The sequence below is a fragment of the Haliscomenobacter sp. genome (genome assembly GCF_965225875.1).
GTDB lineage: Bacteria > Bacteroidota > Bacteroidia > Chitinophagales > Saprospiraceae > Haliscomenobacter.
In genome coordinates this window covers 4,189,957-4,205,215 of record NZ_CBDDBS010000002.1, presented here as the reverse complement: position 1 = coordinate 4,205,215, position 15,259 = coordinate 4,189,957, and the positions used below count along the sequence as shown (strand labels likewise).

The window sequence follows — 15,259 nt, the reverse complement described above, 5'->3', positions numbered from 1 at the left end:
TTTCATCAAAACTATATTCCTTATGAAAACACTGTTTGTGCTTATTTCGAGTTTGTTTGTGGGCTTCATTCAAGGCCAAAATTACATTCCATATTACACCCTGGTCAATGAGGGCAATAAACTCTTGTACCACAAAAAATACCAGGAAGCTGCCGATCAATATGAAAAGGCGATGAAGTTGGTAAAGTATGTGCATTGTGATACTTACACAGCAGCGGCCATTGCCCAGTCGCATTTAAACCAATACAAAAAAGCGACGGCTTATCTTGAAAAGTCGATTGAACAGGGTGGAAATTACTACGTCCAAATTCAAGGGGCCAGTTTTCAGGAAAAATATACCAATACCCCCGCATATGAACAGCTGACATCGGAAAATGCTCCACTTTTTAAAGTTGAATTTAACAGCACTTACATTCATCAATTAGATAGCCTATACCACATTGATCAGGATACGCTAAGAAAAGATGGAAAGCATCAGGAATCAGCAATGTATTCAGACAGTTTGAATTTTGCTGCTTTGCTCAAATTAATTGACAAATATGGTTTTCCTTCGGAGCAAATTGTTGGCCTCGCCGCTGCACACCAGGCTGAAATCATCATCCATCACAATGCACGCCTTCCAAAAAATGAAGCGTATTGGCCCTTGTGGCAAGATGCTGTAAAAAAAGGGGAGCTCAATCCTGAAGTTTACGCGTGGATGTACGATCAGTATTTGGCATGGTTCAAAAAGGAGAGCCCTTATTTTTATCATTGTATCGCCCCCATTGACAAGTTAAGCAAGGCGGAATTGGAACTTGTAGATCAGCACAGAAAAGAGTGGGGTGTCCCAACTTTGGCTGCCTTTGCTATTGAAACGACTGGTGGCGGGATGAGTTTTACGAAACTGTATTGAAATGACGAATTTCTCGAATGACGAATGACGAATAGGGTGGATTCACCTGAGTTTTTTGAAACCTCAAAATTGGAGTTCCATTTATTTGTACCTACTAACAAAACTTGGAGGCGACGCTCCCAATTCGTCATTCGTCATTCGAGAAATTCGTCATTCGTCAAAATCCACTATTCTCCCCACTATCCTTCAAATCGTCGTTCTTGATCTTGGAGTTACGCGTTTTAGGCGCTTTGTTGAAGTCCAGTTTACCGAAGCGGTAGCTGAAAGACAGGCCGTAAGATCGTTGTGCAAAGGAGTAGGAACTGGTTTGCCGGAAAGAAGCACTCTCCAGTCTAGTTGGGAAAGTAACATCCCGCTTGAAGGGTTGTACCGCCACGATGCCGATGCTGCCTTTTTTCTTCCAAATCTCTTTACGAATGCCAAACTGGCTGCGTGTATAAGCCGAGCGCACGCCCTGGATACCTACCCGTGGTGAGAGGTAAAAACCGTTGGCTTCAAAACGCAGCGTTTTGGAGACGTTCCAGTTCAAGTTGAGGTTGCCATTCCAAACCACCCCAGAGTTGCTGACGCGCTCGCCGCCCAAGAGGCCTTCACCCGTGTAGTGCGAAACGGTTGCTCCGCCGCGCAGTTGAATTTTTTTGATGGTCACCGAGGAAAAGACGTTGAAGCCAATCGTGGTACTTTTCCCGATGTTCTGATAGGTCGTGATGCTGATGCCATCGTCGATTTGGCCCAGGAAGGGTTTGATGCTGTTGATCAAAGCTGCCTGTTCAGCCGGGATATTGTCCGCATCGTTGATGACGATGGTGAATGGTTCGATGATGGAATTGGTGAAGCGGGTAAAAATACCAGCGTTAAAAACGGCACCACCTTTGAAGAAGGTATTGTAGTTCAACTCCAGTTGATCGGTTTGTTCCGGGAACAACAAGGGGGTACCAACCGTGATGTCACGTGGGTCAGTCAACTCGATATAGGGGTTGACAAAACGTAAACTTGGGCGTTGGATGCGGTTGGCGTAGCTCAACTTGATCGAAGAACCCGGTTTTTTCAGGTTGTGACTCAGGATGACGCTGGGTAGGAAGTTGTCGTAATCCGAGCTAAAAGGCACCCTTTCCGCATTCCGATATTTGCCCGCAATGTCGGTACGCTCGTAACGGGTGCCAGCGATAAGCCCCCATTTTTCGCCCAATTTGACGTTGAACGAAGCATAAGCGGCTAATACATTTTGGTCGTACAAAAACAAGTCCGATCGCTGCGGGTCCTTTACATATTGCTGGCTGCTCTGATCCAGTTTGCTGTAAGAAAAGTCACTATCGATGTCGCGCATCACCCCTTTCAACCCCGTTTCCAGTTTTACTTTTTTGCTGAATGGGTGGGCATAATCCAGCTGAAGGGTAGACTCCAGGTTGATGCCCCGGTTGTCGTTTTTTTCATCGCGCAGCAAGCTCGCGTCGCTTCCTGACTGGTTCAAGCTATTTTTGGTAAAACTGTTTTGCCCCGTCAATTGAAAAGAAAAAACCAGTTCCTGCTCGGGTGTTTTAAAAGTGCGGCGGTAGTCGGAGTTCCAGTCAAAACCTCCACGTAGGGAATTGGCTTCAGAGACCCGGGTGTATTCCTGGCGGAAACCAGAAGCGGGATCGAGGAAAAGGGCATCGGTGGTGTTGTCCTGAATCTGGCCAAAACCATTAAAGGTCAAAGCAGAGTTGATGCTGTTGTAGGCATTGAATTCGTAATTCATGCCCAGGGTACCGCGTGGGCCATAATAACTGCTGTTGCCATTGGTCTCTTGATCAAGGGTGCGTATTCCGGTGCTGAGGAAGTCTTCCCGCAAAAAGGTAGAGCTGGAAGGGCGAGGTGGCGTGTAAAAAGTACCTCCTGTAAAATTCAAACCGAAGCGACCTTTTTGGTAATTCAGCGAAAGGTTGGCGTTATTGGAGCGGGTCCCTCCTGAAGCGGATACAGTTCCTGTAAAGCCCTCCGCTGATTTCTTTTTAGTGATGATGTTGATGATCCCCGCACTGCCTTCCCCATCGTATTTGGCGGAGGGGTTGGTGATCACTTCCACACTTTTGATCTGATCTGCCGGGATGGATTTCAGCGCATCCCCAACGTTACCGCTAGAAAACAGGGCTGAAGGTTTCCCGTTGATCAGGATTTGAACATTGCTGGAGCCCCGCAAGGACAGGTTGCCATCACCATCTACCGCGAGTAGTGGCACGCGCTGCAGGACTTCGGATGCATCTCCGATGCTGGTGGTAATGTCCTTGTCGGCATTGTACACAAACTTGTCAATTTTATTTTCCATCACCGCTTGCTGACCAACCACTTCCACCGTGCCAAGATTTACACTCTCGGCTGCCAGCATGAAGTTACCAGCATTGTAATCGGGTTTTTGAGGAGTCAATGTGATGCCTTTGATGCTTTTGGTACGGTAACCGATAAAGGAAAAACCCAAATCGTATTTCCCCAGAACCACCTCTGGGAATTTGAAAGCACCTTTTTCATCGGTCACAACTCCGTCAATTTGTTTTTGGGTTTGAGCATTGGTGAGCACCACTGTCGCAAATTCAACCGGTTGACGGGAGCTTGAGTCGATCAGAATGCCAAATATACGACCGGTGATGCCTTGGCTAGGTTGTTGCCATGCTCCTGGCTGTCCACCACCCATTGCAGGTGGTTGAGCTTTTGCTGGTGTACCTGGAGTTTGACCGGGCCATTGCTGGCTAGTTTTTTTTGTGGTGTCTTGGGCTGGTTTTGCTGCTGGTTGTTGGGCAAAAAGCATGGCACCTAGGCCAAAAAACAGTAGAGTGAATATTGATTTTTTCATTGTTTAATCCGTCCTATTACGGTGTTTATAACTGTTGCATAATTGATTAGTATGGCATTTTAGAGCATGCTCTTAGAAGCCATCATTGCCTTCCCTTTGTTCGTCACCACGACTGTTTCGTTCTTTGAAATCCAGTTTACCAAAACGATAGCTAAAGCTGATCCCATAAGAGCGCTGAGCAATTGCGTTTTGGCTGAATTGTTCAAAATTGGAGCCAGTCAAACGATTGGGGAATTTCAGATACTTGGCAAACGGCTGAACGGCAACGATCCCAATCGAAGCTTTCTTTTTCCAAATGTCCTTCCGTACGGCAAAAGAACTTCGGGCATATGCAGCTCGGGAGCCTTGCAAGCTTACCCGGGGAGCCGAGTAAAATCCATTGACTTCAGCACGAAGGGTTTTGGAAAAAGTGTAGCTCAGGTTCATGTTTCCGTTCCAGTAGGCCCCAGAGTTGGTCAGGCGTACTCCATTTACAACCCCTTCTCCGCTGTAATAGATAACCGTAGCATTTCCTCTTAGTTGCAGTTTGTCCTTTAACGTAACAGAGGCGAAAAGGTTGCCACCAAAAGTGGAGCTCTTACCGATATTTTGGTAGGAGGTCAAACTCACCCCATCATCGATGATGCTCAGAATGGGCTCGATGATGTCGCGAGTAGCGCGGTAAAAGGTGCCAACGTTCATGTTGAAAGCCTTAGCGGATTTGTTAAAAGTGAGTTCGTACTGGTTGGTTACTTCGGGCAAAAGTAAAGGGTTACCAACGGTGATATCGCGAGGGTCACTTACGGCTACATAAGGGTTGACGAAATCTTCTTCCGGGCGTTGGATGCGTTGGCCAAAGCTGAATTTGATGCCACTGAGTTCGCTGAGCTTGTAATTCAAGGTTGCACTGGGAAGTACATTGCCATAGCTGGAGGAAAATGGTTGACGCTCTGCGTTGTCATAGTCCCCACTGATGTTGGTTGCTTCGTAACGAGCGCCAGCCAAAAGACCCCATTTATCAGAAAGCTCTACATTGAAAGATGCATAACCTGCATACACATCTTGCAAATAATCAAACTGGTCTGAGCGCAATTCATCCAGGATGAAAGTTTGGCTGGTTGCATCAAAATTGCGGTATTCAAAATCGCTGCTGATGCCCCGAAAAATACCTTTCACCCCCGTTTCCAATTTTACTTTTTCACCAAATGGGTGGGTGTAATCCAGCTGGATCAGGGTTTCGCCATTGCGGGACCGGTTGCCATTGCTTTCGTTGCGGTACAAGGTCGAATCATTCCCGGATTGTTGCACCAGGTTTTCCACCCGATCCTTATCATTTTCCAACTGTACGGCGAAGGTTAGTTCTTTTCCTGGTTTTAAAAAAGTTCGGCGGTAATCGAAGCTCCAATCCAGGCCATTGCTCCGGGTGTCCCCAAAAGATTCGCGGGTGTATTCCTGGCGAAGGTTTGCAGCAGGGTCAATGAACAAGGCATCGGTATAGTTTGTACTTTCGCGGCCCCTTCCGCCAAAATTGACATTGGAAGATACGCGGTTGTAAGCATTGATGTCGTAACTCAGTTCAAGGTTGGCGCGGCCACCAAAGTTATTACCATCGCCTGCTCCGTTTTGTGTCAGCACTCGTTCACCAGAATCCAAAAAATCTCTGCGAACAAATTCACTGATGGAAGGTCGGGAAGGGTTACCTCGGAATCCACCACTGAAATTTAAACCAAAACGGCCTTTTGCATAGGTCAATCCTAAATTTCCGTTATTGGATCTGGTCCCCACAGATGCTGAAGCATTGCCGGTAAATCCTTGTGGTGCCTTTTTCCTGGTAATGATGTTGATGATCCCAGCACTTCCCTCACCATCATAACGCGCCGAAGGGCTGGTGATGACTTCAATACTTTTGATCTGTTCTGCAGGAATGGATTTCAGGGCCTCCGCAACACCACCGGAAAAAATCGCTGATGGGCGCCCGTTGATTAAAATTTGAATATTGCTGGAGCCCCGCAAACTGACCCCTCCGTTTACATCTACCGAAAGCATAGGCACCCTGGATAGCACATCAGAAGCATCGCCCCCCGCGGTTGACACGTCCTTTTCGGCGTTGTACACCAGTTTATCAATCTTGTTTTCGACAATGGAAGCTTGACCTACAATTTCTACCCCTTCCAGAACATAACTATCCGGGATCAGGTAAATGGTGTTCAAATTGAAGTCTGGTTTCTCCGGGCTCAGGGTAATGCTCGAAGTTTTGTTTTTGTATCCAATGAAAGAAAAAACCAATTGGTATTTCCCCAAGGCAATTTCGTTGAACTTAAATTCCCCCTTTTCATCCGTCGTCAAACCATCAATTTGGTTTTGCGATTGGGTTTCAAGTAGCATTACAGTAGCAAACTCTACTGGTTGGCGGCTGACGGAATCAATTAACACTCCAGTTATTTTGCCTTTAATGGTGTTTTTTTCACCTGGTTTGTTGCCAGGGTTTTGTGCGGATAGGAAGCATGAATAAATAGTTGCGATCAGGAAAAGGACAGAATATTTCATGGTTACAGTTTGATGGACATAAGGGTGCAAAATTACATTGCTTTATTGCCCAGTACACCACTTTAATTGCAGATGGAGTAGAAGTGTTGGATAAAAAAGGAAAAAAATGCCCGATGGCAGGAGAGAGTCGACGAAAGGAATTGGAGCAGGGGTATTTTTATCGCTCAAAATCAAGAAACCATGGTTGATTGGTTTGCAAAAAAAGGGCCGTCCTCAGTCGGCACGGCCCATCATTCATGAGAAAACCACTTAGATATAAGGAAAGCAAGATAGGAAAGACGAATTATGAAGCTGTTCAAACGAATCCAAACAGCTTTTAAGGGGCTTGAATCAGCAAATTCGACACGATGCTACAACATCACCAATTCTATTGGTCAGCACCCATTTTATCCAATTTATCCAATTGATAATGTTCAATGATTTGAGTCAAGTGTTGGGCATAGTCATCCATGGGATTATATCCTATTTTTTCCAAAGCTTTGGCCCAACGTTTGTAGTTGCTTCCATATTTGAACAGTTCGGGATGTTCATTGCGCAAATAAAGGCTGTGGGCTCTCCAGCTTTCCCAGGCGGTTGCGACTGGAGTATTGCGCAAGGGAATGCCAAAATGATTGTTGCTAACAACTGCCTCATTGAGGGTACCCGCCTGGCTCTCTAATAGTGCTTGTGCCATTTTGATACTGGCTGGCACGCCAAATTGTTGCATTTCCATAACTGCTACCCGGCGAAAGCGTTTGATGTAGGCATCAATTTGTGCTTCCTGCGGGTTGGATGTTCGAGCTGTCTCCTGGCTGCTTGGTTTTGTCGGCAAAGCAATGGATTGAGCCATACCAAATTGAGCTACACCTACCTGGTCAGTATTTTGAGTGGACTGACCAATCAACCAGGATGGCAATTTGAGGTTCAAGGTAAATCGTAGATCTTCTTTAAAGACCAAAAACATCGCCACTGCCAAAATGCCCAGTTTAAAATAGGGCACTCTTGGTTTTTCAAACAAATTGTGCTTAATCGAATGGACAAGGTATTTCCCTGCAACGTAGAGTTTTCCGATGCCCATCCAAGTCTGGCGAACGAGGTCGATCAGGTTTGGATAATTGTCCTCGGCATTGTTGTGCGTGGCAATTCCAGCAGAGGGGCGTCCATTACGGTTCGGCCCGCTTTCATTGGAGTAGTTGGTGTGGTATCTTGGTTGTGATGCGCCCATGATGGTTGTTTTTTAAGCGATAAAGACATCCAACAATTTAAGGTTTGATTGACCTCTCCGTCCTTGTTGGCAACATAACAAAGATAAAATTAAAAGTTTTAAAAAACAAATGATTTTAAAACTTTCTAAACAAAAATATTTCCAACAACTTTAAGTCTCAATTTTTGAGTGGTTTATATTTCGAAGCCTTTAGAAAGCGCGGGTCATTGATAAAACGGATGTAAGGTTCCTGGTTGACCGTTTCAGGGGTGTATTCAAAACCTTTGGAAACCGCTTTACCCACATTTCGATAAAACAGTTCCTTTTGCCCCAGGAAGGCGTAAGACTCAGCCAAAGTGGTGTATGGATAAGCAACGTTGGTGTCTACTGCGATGGCATAACGCGCATAGTGCATTGCTGAATCGTAACGGAACTGGCCATAGTGGGCCATGGCCATGTAGTTGAACATGTTTTGTTGCCGGTATTTTAAATCCTGGTTTTTTTGGGTATTTCCATTTACAACCTGGCAAACTTTTCTGGCCATTTGTAGACTTTGATCGTAATTTTTTTTCCGGAATTCAATTTGTACGATCTGAGAAAGAGCATCCAGGTTTCGCGGTTCGTATTCAAGCGCTTTATACAACATCTTGGTAGCGCTGTCGACTCGATTTTCATAAAACAAACTAGCCGATTGGAAAAGATAACCTACGGCCGTTTCCGGAGCTTGGGCACGACCTTGTCGAAACAAATCCAGTGCTCCGGCCGTATCCTTTTTGATCCGAATTTTAAAATCGGCATAATTGCCGTACAGATAAACATCTTGAGGAAATTCCTTGAGTCCTTGCTCATAAGCTTGTTCTGCCTTATCATATTGTTTGAGGCGAAAGCTACTTTGAGCAATGCCATTCAATGCCGTAGAACGTGTAGCATTATTTTTGGCAAATGCCAACAATTTTTCAAAGTTGCTTAATGCTCGGGCATATTGTGCTTGTTGGAAGTGCATCCAGGCGAGATTGACCAAGGCTGGTTCGAGGTTGGGTTTTAATTCCAGGGCTTTTTCAAATTTCTCAATCCCGCCTGCCAAGTTTTGTTGTCTGACCAAAATACTACCCCAGGCAAGGTAAGCCCAACAAGCTTCTTTTGGGCGTTCTTTCAAGATTCCTCTAGCACATTCCATAGCTTCTTCAAAACGCCCCTGGTGGTAATAATAGACAGCAAGGATGTATGGATCCGACCACCTTAAAACCTTTTCAGCAGCTTCTTTGAGCAATTTGTCTACCCGTTTATCAATGGTAAGGGAATCTTCAAAATTGTGAACTTCAATTTTGTCCGCATCACTAAAGCGGAGGGTGAGGGTCATGTTTTGGGCCAGAGTGGTTAACTCACCACTTACGGTACGGTCCTTTTTGCCCAATAATTGTTTGGCATAATACAAGATGGTTTGAGTAGAAAACCCAACGCCCATCACGCTGAGGTCCATTTCTGGTTTTAGGGCTGCATCAAATTTGACTGAGTCATTTTTTATACTTCCGGCATCTGTTTTGATTGCGGCTACTTCATCCATGATTTCCTGAGCCAATACCAGGCCGTTGAAACCAGATTCCTCAAGGCTTTTGGGCACGTGAAAGGTTTGAATGGAATAGGCGTCCTTCCGCATTTCGATGCTGATATTGCGAATTAGGACCAAAATGAGGATCAGGCCAAACAATTTTGCAAAAATGATCATCCAGTCAAAAAATCGGTGAAAGGTCATCCGCATTTTTCTTTCCTGGGTGCTATTAAGGTTTTGGGTGAACCATTTCCAGAATTTGTTGAAATAGGAGAGTTTCATACTTTGCCAGATTGTCTTTCGGTATTTTTTAAGAACAGGACTGGGCTAAAATAAAACACGGGCACCTCTTTTCACAGAGATGCCCGCATTTTTTATCCTTACACGAGTAGTGTTGACCGATTAATACCGATCGTCGTCATCTTTGTAACGGTCATTGGTACCGTAGTCATTGCTTTTGTTGTCACGGTAACCGCCGCCGCCGTAACTTCCGCCGCCGTAGCCACCGCCACTGCCGCCTTTGTCACGGTAACCGCCGCCATCACGACCACCACCGTAGCCACCGTCACGACCACCGCCGTAACCGCCGCCACCACGGTTGCCGCCACCGCCGTAGCCACCGCCACCACGGTTGCCGCCGCCGCCGCCGCCATAGCCGCCGCCGCCGCCGTAGCCACCGCCACCACGGTTGCCGCCGCCACCGCCGTAGCCACCGCCACCACGGTTGCCGCCGCCGCCGCCGTAGCCACCGCCACCGCGATTGCCACCGCCGCCACCAAAGCCACCTCTGCCGCCGCCACCACCTTCACGTGGTTCAGCTTTCTTAACTACTATCGTGTTTCCGTCAAAGTCAGTTTCATTCAATGCATCAATAGCGGCTTGCGCCTCGTCGTCGTTAGGCATTTCAACGAAGCCAAAGCCTCTGGATTTGCCGGTGTCGTGGTCCATGATAACTTTTGCGGAATCAACTTCCCCAAAAGCTTCAAATGCTTCTCTCAGGTCTTCACTAGATGTCCCGAAATTGAGTTTTGCAACAAAAATGTTCATTTGAAAAAAATAAAGGAATGAAATAATTATGGATGAAAAACAAAAACAACTGATTTTGATGATGTAAAGCCACTAAGTGAAGCAATGGAAGTGAAGTCAAAAAAACACACTCAATCAAATCAGCTAAACTTAAAGGCGAACAAATCCATCTCAAATTTAAGGTAATGTACACCAATAATTCAAGGGGGCCGAAAAAAAAAACTAAAAAACCCCTAATTTGCAGGGTCATGAATCGAATTAAAACATATATTCTACGCGTTTTTTGGCCTGTTTTTGGTGAATTTATTGAGCGATTACAACTCATTAAGTCGCTCTTAATCAACTATCAGCAAGTTAAACCACTCAGCATTGCCCTGGGGAGTGGATTTATTTTTTTCTTTTGGTATCTTTTCTGCTTACCCTACCCTCTTTTTGATGCTCCAGTGAGCCAAGTGGTCGAAGATGTTCATTTTGAGCTGCTTTCAGCACGAATTGCGGCTGATGGTCAGTGGCGTTTTCCTGAGCCGGATAGCATTCCAGAAGTATACATACAGTCACTGATTGAGTTTGAAGATAAAAATTTTTACCACCATCAGGGAGTTGATCCTTTTGCGTTAATGCGTGCTGTTTTTCAAAATCTGAGGCGTGGGCACATCGTGAGTGGAGGGAGTACCATCAGCATGCAAGTGATCAGAATGGCTAAAGGAAATCCTGCCAGGAGTATTCCCCAAAAAATCATTGAAGCCCTTTTGGCCACTCGTTTGGAATTTGGTTATTCCAAGGCCAGGATTTTGCGTTTTTACGCTGCGAATGCACCTTTTGGGGGCAATGTTGTTGGGATTGAGGCGGCAGCCTGGCGGTACTTTGGCAAATCTCCCGCTTTATTGTCCTGGGCTGAAGGTGCGCTCCTCGCGGTTCTGCCCAACAGCCCTGCTTTGATTCACCCTGGCCGCAACCGGAACACCTTGCTCAATAAACGCAACAAACTCCTTGATCGGCTTGCAGCTAAAGGAATCATTGATAAAACGACCTGTGAATTGGCAAAATCCGAGGATTTGCCTGAAGCACCCCACCCCTTACCTCGTTTGGCACCCCATTTGTTGGATCGGGTTGCAAAAGAAAAGGGGCGTTTACGGATTCGCAGCAGTATTCAACTCGGGTTGCAAGAGCGAGTTATGAATCTTGCTCAGCGCCATCAGGAGCTATTAAAATTCAGTCAGATTCACAACCTGGCGATTTTAGTGGCTGATGTTCGCAGCGGTGAAGTGCTGGCCTATGTAGGGAATGCCCCCAATGCCGGTGCAGATCATGGTGAACAAGTTGACGTGATCACTGCTCCTCGGAGTAGTGGGAGCATCCTCAAGCCCTTTTTGTACGGCCTGGCCCTTCAGGATGGCCTTATTTTGCCAAATAGCCTCTTGCCCGATGTGCCGATGAACATTAATGGTTATCGCCCTGAAAACTTCCAGGAAGGCTATGATGGATTGGTGCCGGCCAGTGAAGCATTGTCCAGATCCCTGAACATCCCATTTGTTGACTTGCTGCGGCAATATGATTATGATCGCTTTCATTTTCAGCTCAAAAAATTAGGGATGAGTACCTTGACCCAAGCTCCGGGGCATTATGGATTGTCCTTAATCTTGGGAGGGGCAGAGACCAAATTATGGGATCTCTGTGGTATGTATGCATCGATGGCCCGGATTTTGGGGCATTTTCCACGATACAGTGGTCGGTATGACCCTAACGATTACCACCCGCTTTTTTACCAGCCAGTTCCTGAGCAAGCTGTACCCAAACTCAAAGATCTGGACACCAACCCAGATGTATTTTCCGCGGGAAGCATTTGGGCCACATTTGAGGCCATGCAAGAGGTCCAACGGCCTGGAACTGAGGGCGAATGGCAGCAATTTAGCACCAGCAGAAGGGTAGCCTGGAAAACCGGAACCAGTTTTGGTTTTCGGGATGCCTGGGCAATTGGGGTAACTCCGGAATACGTAGTTGGTGTTTGGGCTGGGAATGCCGACGGTGAAGGGCGCCCCGGTTTGGTGGGAACTTTGGCTGCTGCCCCGATTTTATTTGAAACCTTTGGTTTGTTACCTGCCAGTTCCTGGTTTTCTCCTCCCTACGATGATATGGCTAAGGTTGAGGTTTGTCGGGAAACGGGTTTTCGAGCTGGGCAATATTGTCCGGTTGATACTTCCAGTGTTCCTCAAAAAGCACTAAACAGCCCTGTTTGTGCTTTTCATCAATTGATCCACCTGGATCAAAGCGAGCAGTATCAGGTCAATGCACAATGTTATTTACCTAACCAAATTGTACATCGCCCATGGTTGGTTTTGCCCCCCTTGGAAGAGTTCTATTATCGTCAACGCCACCCGGAGTACGCCGCACTTCCTGCTTTCCATCCGGATTGCCGATCAGGAATGGGCAATGATGCAAGCCCGATGCAATTGATTTATCCCCGGCAAGCCAGTAGGATATTTGTGCCAGTTGACCTGGATGGTCGCAAATCCAAAACTATTTTTCAGGTGGCCCATCGCCGGGCTAACGCGAAAATCCACTGGCACATCGACCAGGATTTTGTAGGTACCACCCAAACTTTTCACCAGTTTGCGTTGGAGCCTCCAGCAGGGAAACATTTGTTGACTTTGGTGGATGAAAATGGCTATCGCCTGGAACAGCGATTTGAAATCATCTTGAAACAGCAAAGGAAGTAAGAGGTTAAAAAAGAGACTCCCGCATTAAGGATGTACCAATGCGGGAGCCGGACAACATACTATGAGAAAACTACGGTTCAAAGATATACTGGAAATAGTTATAAACTGCGTTCCAATTAGGCTATGCCACAGATGAGTGTTGAATGGTTGTTTAAACTTAGGAAGCGGTAGATAAGGCCAGAAATAATTCCCGTGGAATTGGCGTTATGCAGAAATGCTAAAAAAATGGCAAAAAAAAACCTACACTCAGCATAAAGAGTGTAGGAGAATTAAACATACTATGAGAAAACTGAAACAAAGATATAACTGCTGTTCAGAGCAGCAAGCTTCGTTTAGGCAACGGCAGGGATTCTCAGGGAACGGTATCTTCCCTTTAGGAAACGGTAAGTGAAGTGGAGAATTTGTACAGGTAGGTACGCTTAAAAAATTAGATTCGTCAAAGATATACTTATTTTTTGAATATTGCAAATCTATTTTATGTCCAGCTGGAATCCCCCCTTTCATCTGATGTGGGTCACCTGATCTTCCTCTAAAATCGGTGCACGCCGATACCGCAGGAAAAGTTGGATGGTAGCCAATACGTCCTTTTCACAATAAAACGAAATCCGCTCTACATCATTTTCATCCCAGTACACTCGGCCAACCTGGCTGCCATCAATGTCATCTTTGGGTGAGGGGAAATTGAGCAAGGCCGCAAGCACTTTTAAGGAGGTGTAATTTTTGCGGTCGCCAAATTTCCACATTTCCATGGTGTCCAATAAGTGGAGAGTTTCCCAAGGTTTTTTCCCTTCCAGATCCAGGAGATTTGGGAAGGGCATTTGGTGAACAACCATTCGTCGACAAATGTAAGGGATGTCGAACTCCTTGATGTTGTGGCCACAAATGAAATGTTTGCCTGGGCTGGGGTAATGTTGGGCCATCAATTCTGAAAAATCTTTCAATAACTGTGCCTCATCGTGCCCGGCAAAAGATTTTAACCGCACTCTCAGCCGTTTGTCATCCTTGTCCCGATACACTACTCCCACTGAAATGCACATGATTTTGCCAAACTCGGCATAGATGGCCGCCCGGTCGCGGTAGGTTTCGTTCAGCTCCTCCTCAGTGGCATCAGTTTCTGTTTTGAACAGGGATGTACTTTTTGCCTTCCACAAGTGTTGGAAATCTTCCGAAAGCTCAGCATACGTGTGGGTTACGCTTACCGTTTCGATGTCTAAAAAAAGGACATTGGCAATATCAATTTGTTCCAGCATATCCAATTTTGTATTTGGGTAGACAATATTAGCAAACTTCGGGTCGTTGTGCAATTGCTTTTTCTGAAATACAAAAAAGTATTGAAAACAGTTCCTTGTTGTCTTATTTTTTGTTTCTTTTTTGTATTTCCCAAAACTTTTTGTCAACAAAAAACCAAAAAACTATGTCAACCACATCTGGAAACAATTCTAAAAGCACACTTTTAATTGCAGCTGTTGCAGTAATTGTAGTTCTGTTGGGCATCAACGGTTATATGATTTACAACCGTAGCCAACTCAAAACTCAGAACACCGAATTGACTGCTGACCTGGATGAGACTACCAAACTGAAAGAAGAGCTCAACAAGCAGTACTATTCTGCTTTGTCGGAGTTGGAAGGGATGCGTGGAACCAATGAAGAACTGAATTCTTTGATTGATCAACAAAAACAAGAACTGGATGCTTCTAAATCCAGAATTGAAACCCTGTTGAAAGATAAAGGCAATTTGGGTAAAGCACGCGCTGAGGTGGCAAACCTACAAGGCCGCATCAATCAACTTTTGGCTGAAGTGAATACGCTACGCGGCGAAAACGAAACCTTGAAAGGGGACGTAACCCGTTTGGGTGAAGAAAAAACGCAGCTAGCAACTTCATTGGAAGCCGAAAAAGCAACCACTTCCCAGTTGAGTACCGAAAAATCTTCGCTGGAGAGTGCAAAGGCTGATTTGGAAAAAACCAAAGAAGACTTGGCTAAAAAAGTAACTGCGGCTTCTGCCATCAAGGTTCAGGAAATCGATGCTACTGGTTTGATCACCAAAGATCAGAAAAAACCTAGCAAGAGCAACAATGCCAAAAAAGTTAACCAGGTAGACGTTTGCTTCGAGATCATTCCAAATGACAATGCGGAAGTAGGTCAGGAAGTATTCCACGTACGTGTAATCACTCCAAAAGGAGAAACTTTGGCTTCAGAAGGTTCTTTCACCAGCGGTTCTGGCGAAGATGTACCTTTCTCCAAAGCAAAATCGACCAGCTACAACAAAGGTCAATCCAAGGTTTGTGCTTCAATCGCACCTGGTGCACCTTTTGAAGAAGGTGATTACAAGGTAGAAGTATACAACAAAGGGTATCTTTCTGGCAAAGGAACTTTCAAACTGAAGTAAACAATCAGATCCTTAAGTTCCAAAGTTCCATCTACTTACTTGGTCACTGAGCGTAGTCGAAGTGACCAAGTAAGTGGATGGAACTTTTTAATTTCAGGCCCCCACAACTTTTCTCCACCTCTTCTGTTCAAAAGGCTTAACTTTGTAGTC

At 45.6% G+C, this 15,259-nt stretch carries 9 protein-coding genes; 3 read left to right on the top strand and 6 right to left on the bottom strand.

All coding sequences use genetic code 11. The features are described from left to right. Positions 1–22 precede the first annotated feature (22 nt). Positions 23–892: a hypothetical protein gene (locus ACO08K_RS19135; protein WP_421798023.1), complete on the top strand. Its 870-nt coding sequence runs from the start codon at positions 23–25 to the stop codon at positions 890–892. Positions 893–1,049: 157 nt separating this feature from the next. On the opposite strand, the gene ACO08K_RS19130 is transcribed toward ACO08K_RS19135, so the two are convergent. The 5 genes from ACO08K_RS19130 to ACO08K_RS19110 form a co-directional block, all read right to left on the bottom strand. Then, positions 1,050–3,719: a TonB-dependent receptor domain-containing protein gene (locus ACO08K_RS19130; RefSeq protein WP_421798022.1), complete on the bottom strand. Its 2,670-nt coding sequence runs from the start codon at positions 3,717–3,719 to the stop codon at positions 1,050–1,052. 72 nt (positions 3,720–3,791) lie between these two features. Further along, positions 3,792–6,245, bottom strand: coding sequence for a TonB-dependent receptor domain-containing protein (locus tag ACO08K_RS19125; RefSeq protein WP_421798021.1), 2,454 nt, complete (start codon positions 6,243–6,245; stop codon positions 3,792–3,794). Between the two features lie 367 nt (positions 6,246–6,612). Beyond that, complete coding sequence (locus ACO08K_RS19120) at positions 6,613–7,449, bottom strand: glucosaminidase domain-containing protein (RefSeq protein WP_421798020.1); 837 nt, start codon at positions 7,447–7,449, stop codon at positions 6,613–6,615. A 157-nt stretch (positions 7,450–7,606) separates the two neighbouring features. Beyond that, a complete protein-coding gene (locus ACO08K_RS19115) occupies positions 7,607–9,259 on the bottom strand; it encodes a tetratricopeptide repeat protein (protein ID WP_421798019.1) in 1,653 nt (550 codons plus the stop codon). 120 nt (positions 9,260–9,379) lie between these two features. After that, on the bottom strand, positions 9,380–10,024 hold the full coding sequence (locus ACO08K_RS19110) for an RNA recognition motif domain-containing protein (RefSeq protein WP_421798018.1): 645 nt from the start codon (positions 10,022–10,024) through the stop codon (positions 9,380–9,382). A 227-nt stretch (positions 10,025–10,251) separates the two neighbouring features. Here ACO08K_RS19110 and pbpC point away from each other — a divergent pair, with 227 nt between their 5' ends. Beyond that, positions 10,252–12,720: a penicillin-binding protein 1C gene (gene pbpC / locus ACO08K_RS19105; RefSeq protein ID WP_421798017.1), complete on the top strand. Its 2,469-nt coding sequence runs from the start codon at positions 10,252–10,254 to the stop codon at positions 12,718–12,720. Positions 12,721–13,220: 500 nt separating this feature from the next. Here pbpC and ACO08K_RS19100 read toward each other — a convergent pair whose 3' ends face one another. After that, a complete protein-coding gene (locus ACO08K_RS19100; RefSeq protein WP_421798016.1) occupies positions 13,221–13,970 on the bottom strand; it encodes a 3'-5' exonuclease in 750 nt (249 codons plus the stop codon). Between the two features lie 164 nt (positions 13,971–14,134). Here ACO08K_RS19100 and ACO08K_RS19095 point away from each other — a divergent pair, with 164 nt between their 5' ends. Further along, positions 14,135–15,109, top strand: a complete 975-nt coding sequence (locus ACO08K_RS19095) for a hypothetical protein (protein WP_421798015.1) — start codon at positions 14,135–14,137, stop codon at positions 15,107–15,109. Positions 15,110–15,259: the final 150 nt, after the last annotated feature.